The following is a 6,552-nucleotide window of genomic DNA, read 5'->3' as shown; positions in this document are numbered from 1 at the left end:
CCCCTCCGCTGCGTCTCCGCGCCCGCCCCCCTGCCCGCCCACCCCGAGCGCGGCACCGAGATCGCGGGCCAGCGCCCGAATATAGGTTCCCGACGAGCAGTCGACCTCGACGTCCAGATCGATCAGTCCGGCGTCGCGCCGGGTCGACAGGATCTCGAACCGGTCGATCCGCACCGGGCGAGCCTTGAGTTCGACGTCCTGGCCCGCACGCACCAGTTGATACGCGTGACGGCCCCCGACCTTGATCGCGCTGACCGCCGACGGCACTTGTTCGATGTCACCGCGAAGCCCGACGACCGCGGCCGCGATTTGCTCGTCCGTCAGGTGGGCAGCCGAAATGGTTTGCCGGAGTTCACCTTCGGCATCCTCGGTGGAGGTGGTCTGACCCAGCCGAACGGTGGCCGAATACGATTTCGCAGACGCCGTCAACAGGCCGAGGGTCTTGGTGGCACGGTCGATCCCGATCACCAGCACACCGGTGGCCATCGGATCCAGCGTCCCGGCGTGGCCGACCCGGCGCGTGGCAAAGATGCTGCGGCAACGACCCACGACGTCGTGACTGGTCATTCCGGCCGGCTTGTCGACGATGACCAGCCCGGGACCGCTCGGCCCGCCCGAGCCTTCGGTCATAGCACGATCGCGGTGAGCACGAGACCCCGCTCGACCGACCAACGGCCGGTCAGTTCGGTCAGCGGCGGCCCCGACAATGCCTCCGGATCGATCAGGATCCGGGAGACGAATGTGCCGGTCGCCGCTCCCGCGCCGTCGGCCTCGAAGGTGGTCTGGGCGTCTTCGAAACCCAGCCATCGCTTCGTCAGCGGAAACCACGCCTTGTACGTTGATTCCTTGGCGCAAAACAGAATTCGATCCCAATGCAAACCCGCTGGCATGACCTGCGGGATCTCGCCGCGCTCAGCGGGAAGGCTGATCGCGTCGAGCACGCCGTGCGGCAGCTTATCGTGAGGTTCGGCGTCGATCCCCACCGAACGCACCGCGCTGCTGCGCCCCACCACGGCGCCGCGATAACCCGTGCAGTGGGTGAGACTGCCGACCGCGCCGTCCGGCCAGCGCGGTTCGCCCTTGTCGCCCTTGAGGATCGGCATCAGCGGCAGGCCCAGCTCACCGAGCGCGACCCGGGCACAGTGCCGGACGGTGATGAACTCGTTGCGCCGCTTGGCCACCGACTTGGCGATCAGCGGCTCCTCTTCGGGCAACGGGGTCAGGCCGGGCGGGTCGGAGTACACCTCCGAATACGCCATGCCCTGCGTAGCCGGTAGCACCGACGACACCAGCGTGTCGGCGCTCATCGGGACTGCCGTTGCTGCAACCGCTCCCGGAATTTCGCGGACTGCTCCCGCATCTCCTGGGTGATGGTGAAGTGTCCGCCGAATTCGTTAAGGTAGCCCGGTGCGTAGCGCGGATCGGGCAGCACCTGACGCAACCAACTGAACGGCTTGCGGCGCCGCCACTCCCGAGGGTAGCCCACCGAGACCTCCTCGAAGCGCACATCGTCGTACCAGGTGGTGCGCGGGATGTGCAGATGGCCGTAGACCGAGCAGAACGCGTTGTAGCGGGTGTGCCAGTCGGCGGTATTGGTGGTGCCGCACCACAGCGAGAACTCCGGGTAGAACAGCGCATCGCAGGGTTCGCGCACCAGCGGGAAGTGATTCACCAGAACGGTAGGCGTCATCCAGTCGAGTTGCTCGAGGCGGGCCCGGGTGATGTCCACGCGTTCCCTGCACCAGGCGTCGCGGGTGGGATAGGGCTCCGGCGACAGCAGAAACTCGTCGGTGGCCACCACGTTGCGCTCGCGCGCGATCTCCAGACCCTGAGCCTTGCTCAGCGCCCCGTTCGGCAGAAACGTGTAGTCGTAGAGCAGAAACATCGGCACGATCGTGGCCGGGCCGCCGCGCTCGGTCCACACCGGAAAGGGATGTTCCGGCGTGACGATGCCCATCTCGTCGCACATGTTGACCAGGTAGTCGTAGCGGGCTTTGCCGAAAACCTGGTTGGGATCCCGATTGGTCGTCCACAGCTCGTGGTTGCCCGGCACCCAGATCACCTTGGCGAACCGGCGTCGCAGCAGGTCGAGCGCCCAACGAATCTCGTCGGTACGCTCGGCAACGTCACCGGCCACGATCAGCCAGTCGTCGGGAGAGGACGAATACAGCGATTCGGTGACCGGCTTGTTGCCCAAGTGCCCGGTGTGCAGATCCGAGATTGCCCACAACGTCGGTTGGGAGGCCTGCTGGCCGCCGTGCGTCGAGTCCCGGGTCACCACGAGGAACCAGCCTAACGACTCGGCCGGGCGATCCCAGTCCCGCTGGGGCGTTCGGCGCCCGGTTTGGGCTTAGCTGCGACCTCGCGCACGTGACTTGTACACTCCCGGCAAGGACCGCCGAGGGTAGGGAGTGTCATGTTCACCAAGGTGCGCCTGATCGGGGTGCTCGGCGCGGTGATGACAGCGGTCATGTTGGGGTGGCAAGGTTGGCCGCCCGCACGGACCGACAGCGGCAACACGTTTCAGCTACGGTCGACAGCGCAGCCGCTGAAGACCACGATGAAGAGTCCCATCATCGCAACCACCGACCCGCGGCCTTTCGACGCGTGCGAGGACATCCCCTTCGCCGTCCTGCAGCGCCTCGGCCTGGCCTTCACGCCCCCCGAACACGAGGACGGCCTGCGATGCCACCTGGATGCGGGCAATTACCAGCTGGCCGTCGAGCCAATCATTTGGCGTACCTACGAACAATCGCTGCCGCCCGACGCGCTCGAGACGACGATCCAGGGACACCGAGCAGCGACGTATTGGGTGCTCAAACCGACCTACCACAACAGCTACTGGTTCTTCTCCTGCATGGTGGCGTTCAAAACCAGCTACGGCGTCCTGCAACAGGCGCTGTATTTCTCGACAGTCTACTCCAACCCCGAAGTCGACTGCCCGTCCACCAATCTGCAACGGGCCAACGATCTCACCCCGTACTACAAGTTCTGACCCCTGCCGAACAGCAAACGACCCGGCCTTAAACCTGGAGGCGTGAGCATCACATCGACACGTCCCGGTGAACCGGCGCTGCGCACCGTCACCAAGCTCGGCGACAACGCGGTCGGGCGGTTGTTGGATCTGCGACCGGCCACCACCGGCTACACAGTGGACCGGGTCGAAATACCGATGGGCGACGGGGTCCGGCTGGTGGCCGACCACTACGCGCCAACCACCACCAGCCCCGTCGGGACCGTCCTGGTGCGCGGACCATATGGTCGCGGGTTTCCGTTCATCGCTGCTGTTCGCCCGGCCGTATGCGTCGCGTGGTTATCACGTCGTATTGCAAAGCGTGCGTGGGACTTTCGGGTCAGCGGGGGAATTCGAGCCGATGGTTCACGAAGCCGAAGACGGGGCTAACACGGTCGCCTGGCTGATCGAGCAGCCCTGGTTCACCGGCCGGCTCGCAACCCTGGGACCGTCGTATCTAGGTTTCACCCAGTGGGCGATCCTGCAGAACCCGCCACCGCAGTTGGCCGCGTCCGTCATCACGGCGGGTCCACACGATTTCGCCGCCTCGGTGTGGGGCAAGGGATCCTTTGCGGCGGCTGACTTTTTGGGGTGGAGCGACATGATCTGCTCATCAGGAAGACCCGCTGCGCTTCGAGGCCGCCGTGCGCCAGCTGCAAGCGCCGCGCAGGGTGGCCGGAGCGGTGGCCGAGGCGCTGTTCGGCGCGGCGGCTCGGCGGATGCTCGGCAGCGGGGCGCCGTGGTTCGGACCACCCTCATGCCGCGTTCCCCGGTCGGCGGCTGAGATGACTCCACTATTCCTGCTTCTGATGACCCACTTCATTTTTCGTCATATCTGCCGCGCCTAAACGGCCATCCGGCTCGGTACATTGGAACAACACCACGACGGCAGGAAAACGCGTGATCCGACCATCGTTCGGTGGTGCGCTACGCGAGTTGCTGTTCGACGCCCACCACACCGTGGATAACGTGATGAACGCGTTCTTCGCGCAGGAGTATCGCTCTCGTTTTGGGGTTCATTGATCGCCTTCGGCAAGCTGCAAGAAGTGTTGCCGGGCAGACCTATTGGCGTGGGCCGGGCGCAGCAGCCACTCAACCTACTGCTGGTCGCCGCCGTGGGATGCGCGGGGGCAATCGGAGCAGGTCAGCGCGGGCAGCTGCTGTTCATCGGCGTGCTCGTCTTCGCGGCGGTGCTCGGCTTCATGGTGGTGCTGCCGATCGGCGGTGCTGACATGCCGGTGGTGATCTCGCTGCTTAACGCACTGACCGGACTCTCGGCGGCGACCGGGCTCGCCCTCGATAACACGGCGCTGATCGTGGCGGGCATGATCGTCGGGGCCTCGGGCACCATCCTGACCAACCTGATGGCCAAGGCGATGAACCGGTCGATCCCCGCCATCGTCGCCGGCGGATTCGGCGCCTCCGGCGCCAGCGCGGCTTCCGGGACGGCAACCGGTAACCAGACCGTGCGCCAGACCAGTGCCGCCGACGCCGCGTTGCAGATGGGCTATGCCAACCAGGTGATCATCGTGCCCGCTACGGCATGGCGGTGGCCCAAGCACAGCACGCGGTGCGCGAAATGCTCGAGGAACGCGGCGTGGAGGTCCGGCACGCCATCCAACCCGTGGCGGAACGCATGCCCGGTCACATGAATGTGTTATTCGCCGAGGCCGATGTGCCGCCCTACGAGCATCTCAAGGAGCTGGACGAGATCAACGGCGAGTTCAGCCGTGCCGACGTCGCCCTGGTCATTAGCGCCAACGACGTGCCACCCCCGCGGCATGGTCGAACCCGGCCTCGCCGATCTACGGCATGCCGGTCCTGGACGTCGACCAGGCCAAGTCCGTCATCGCATTGAAGCGATCCATGAATCCAGGATTCGCCGGCATCGAGAACGAGCTCTATTTCAACGAGCGAACCTCGATGCTGTTCGGCGACGCAAAATCCTCCGTTGCCGAAATCACCGAGGAGCTAAAAGTTTGTGAATCAACGGCACACGCAGCCGACCGAACTTGACCGTCACGTCAGCGTGGCGGCAAGAAAAGAGCCGAGCATCGGCGCTATAAAAGGAATCGATTTCTATGTCAAAAGTGGTGTACGTCCTTTACGACGACCCGGTAACCGGGTACCCCACCGAGTACTCGCGCGACGGTTTGCCGCTCTGGAGCGTTACCCGGACGGGCAAACGCTGCCGACGCCGGAGGCCATTGACTTCACCCCGAGCACGTTGCTGGGCAGCGTCTCCGGCGAGTTGGGCTTGCGGTCGTGCCTGAAGGGCCTCGGGCATGAGCTGGTCGTGACCTCGGACAAGGACGGCGAGAATTCGGAGTTCGACCAGCACCTTGCCGACGCCGAAATCGTTATCTCGCAGCCTTTTTGGCCGGCCTACCTGACCGCCGAGCGGATCGCCCGTGCTCCCAAGCTGAAGCTGGCCGTCACCGCGGGTATCGGTTCGGACCACTACCATCTTGATGCGGCCATCGAGCACTGCATCACCGTCGCCGAAGTCACCTTCTGCAACAGCATCAGCGTTGCCGAGCACGTCGTGATGATGATCCGCTCGCAGGTCCGCAACTACCTGCCGTCCTACAAGTAGGTCATCGACGGCGGCTGGAACATCGCCGAATGCGAGCAGCGGTCGTACGACCTGGAGGGCATGCACGTCGGCACCATCGCGGCCGGCCGGATCGGGCTCGCGGTGCTGCGGCGGCTGGCTCCGTTCGACGTCCACCTGCACTACACCGACAAGCACTGGCTGCCCGCCGAGGTGAAGAAGGAACTGAACCTGACCTTCCACCCCAGCGTGCAGGACATGGTCCCGCACCTCGACGTGGTCACCATCAACGCGCCACTGCCCCCCGAAACCCGTGGGCTGTTCAACGAAGAGCTGATCGGCACCATGAAGCGGGGCGCCTACCTGATCAACACGGCGCGCGCTGATCTGCGACCGGGACGCCATCAAGCGGGCGCTGGAAAGCGGCCAACTGGCGGGTTACGCCGACGATGTCTGGTTCTCCCAGCCGGCACCGGCCGACCACCCGTGGCGCACCATGCCCCACCACGGCATGACGCCGCACATCTCGGGTTCCACGTTGTCGGCGCAGACTCGGTACGCGGACGTCACCCGGGAAATCGTGGAATGCTACTTGAACGGCAAGCCGATTCGCAACGAGTACCTGATCGTCGACGGCGGCGCGCTGGCCGGTGTCGGGGCACGCTCCTACACCGCGACCGCAAAGTCCGGCGCGGTCTAAGACGAATCGTCCTCCCGGCATCCTGCTAATGCCGACGATCCCGGCTCAGCCGGTGTCGAAATCAACAGTGTTGGCGAGCAGATCGATCGCTCGCCAACCCCGTTCCTTTGCCGCGACCCTCGTCTACCCAGGCCTGCGGCAGTCCGGGCCGGCGGCACACCTCCACAAAATCCGGGACAGCCAGCAAACCCCATGCCCGCGGGCTGGATTTTGCATCCCGTATGCACTTGGCGGAACCAGTGTTTTTGTCGGGAAACTGCTGCGAATTCCACAGTGTCAAAGACC

Annotated in this window: 4 protein-coding genes and 3 pseudogenes; 4 read left to right on the top strand and 3 right to left on the bottom strand. The window is 65.0% G+C overall.

Features of this window, described 5'->3' with window-relative positions; genetic code table 11:
• The 3 genes from truB to FQ389_RS11295 all read right to left on the bottom strand — a co-directional run.
• Positions 1 to 630: tRNA pseudouridine(55) synthase TruB (gene truB, locus FQ389_RS11305; protein WP_144207668.1), on the bottom strand; the 630-nt coding region annotated here is incomplete at its 3' end.
• Complete coding sequence (gene pptT, locus FQ389_RS11300) at positions 627 to 1,307, bottom strand: 4'-phosphopantetheinyl transferase PptT (RefSeq protein ID WP_144207665.1); 681 nt, start codon at positions 1,305 to 1,307, stop codon at positions 627 to 629. The genes pptT and truB, both read right to left, overlap by 4 nt.
• The gene (locus tag FQ389_RS11295; RefSeq protein WP_144207686.1) at positions 1,304 to 2,278 is read right to left on the bottom strand and encodes a metallophosphoesterase family protein; all 975 of its coding nucleotides are present in this window, start codon (positions 2,276 to 2,278) and stop codon (positions 1,304 to 1,306) included. Before FQ389_RS11295 ends, pptT begins: the two co-directional genes overlap by 4 nt.
• A gap of 192 nt (positions 2,279 to 2,470) precedes the next feature.
• Here FQ389_RS11295 and FQ389_RS11290 point away from each other — a divergent pair, with 192 nt between their 5' ends.
• The 4 genes and pseudogenes from FQ389_RS11290 to FQ389_RS11275 all read left to right on the top strand — a co-directional run bounded on the left by FQ389_RS11290 (position 2,471) and on the right by FQ389_RS11275 (position 6,267).
• The gene (locus FQ389_RS11290; protein WP_407662852.1) at positions 2,471 to 2,995 is read left to right on the top strand and encodes a DUF3558 domain-containing protein; all 525 of its coding nucleotides are present in this window, start codon (positions 2,471 to 2,473) and stop codon (positions 2,993 to 2,995) included.
• A 42-nt stretch (positions 2,996 to 3,037) separates the two neighbouring features.
• Positions 3,038 to 3,759, top strand: a pseudogene (locus FQ389_RS11285) (CocE/NonD family hydrolase); the annotation flags it as partial.
• Between the two features lie 252 nt (positions 3,760 to 4,011).
• Positions 4,012 to 5,029, top strand: a pseudogene (locus FQ389_RS11280) (NAD(P)(+) transhydrogenase (Re/Si-specific) subunit beta); the annotation flags it as partial.
• Positions 5,030 to 5,094: 65 nt separating this feature from the next.
• Positions 5,095 to 6,267, top strand: a pseudogene (locus tag FQ389_RS11275) (NAD-dependent formate dehydrogenase).
• Positions 6,268 to 6,552 lie beyond the last annotated feature (285 nt).

Origin of the sequence: Mycobacterium tilburgii, assembly GCF_902168065.1 — a bacterium.
In the GTDB taxonomy this organism is placed as follows: Bacteria; Actinomycetota; Actinomycetes; order Mycobacteriales; family Mycobacteriaceae; genus Mycobacterium; species Mycobacterium tilburgii.
This window is presented reverse-complemented; position numbering and strand designations above follow the sequence as displayed.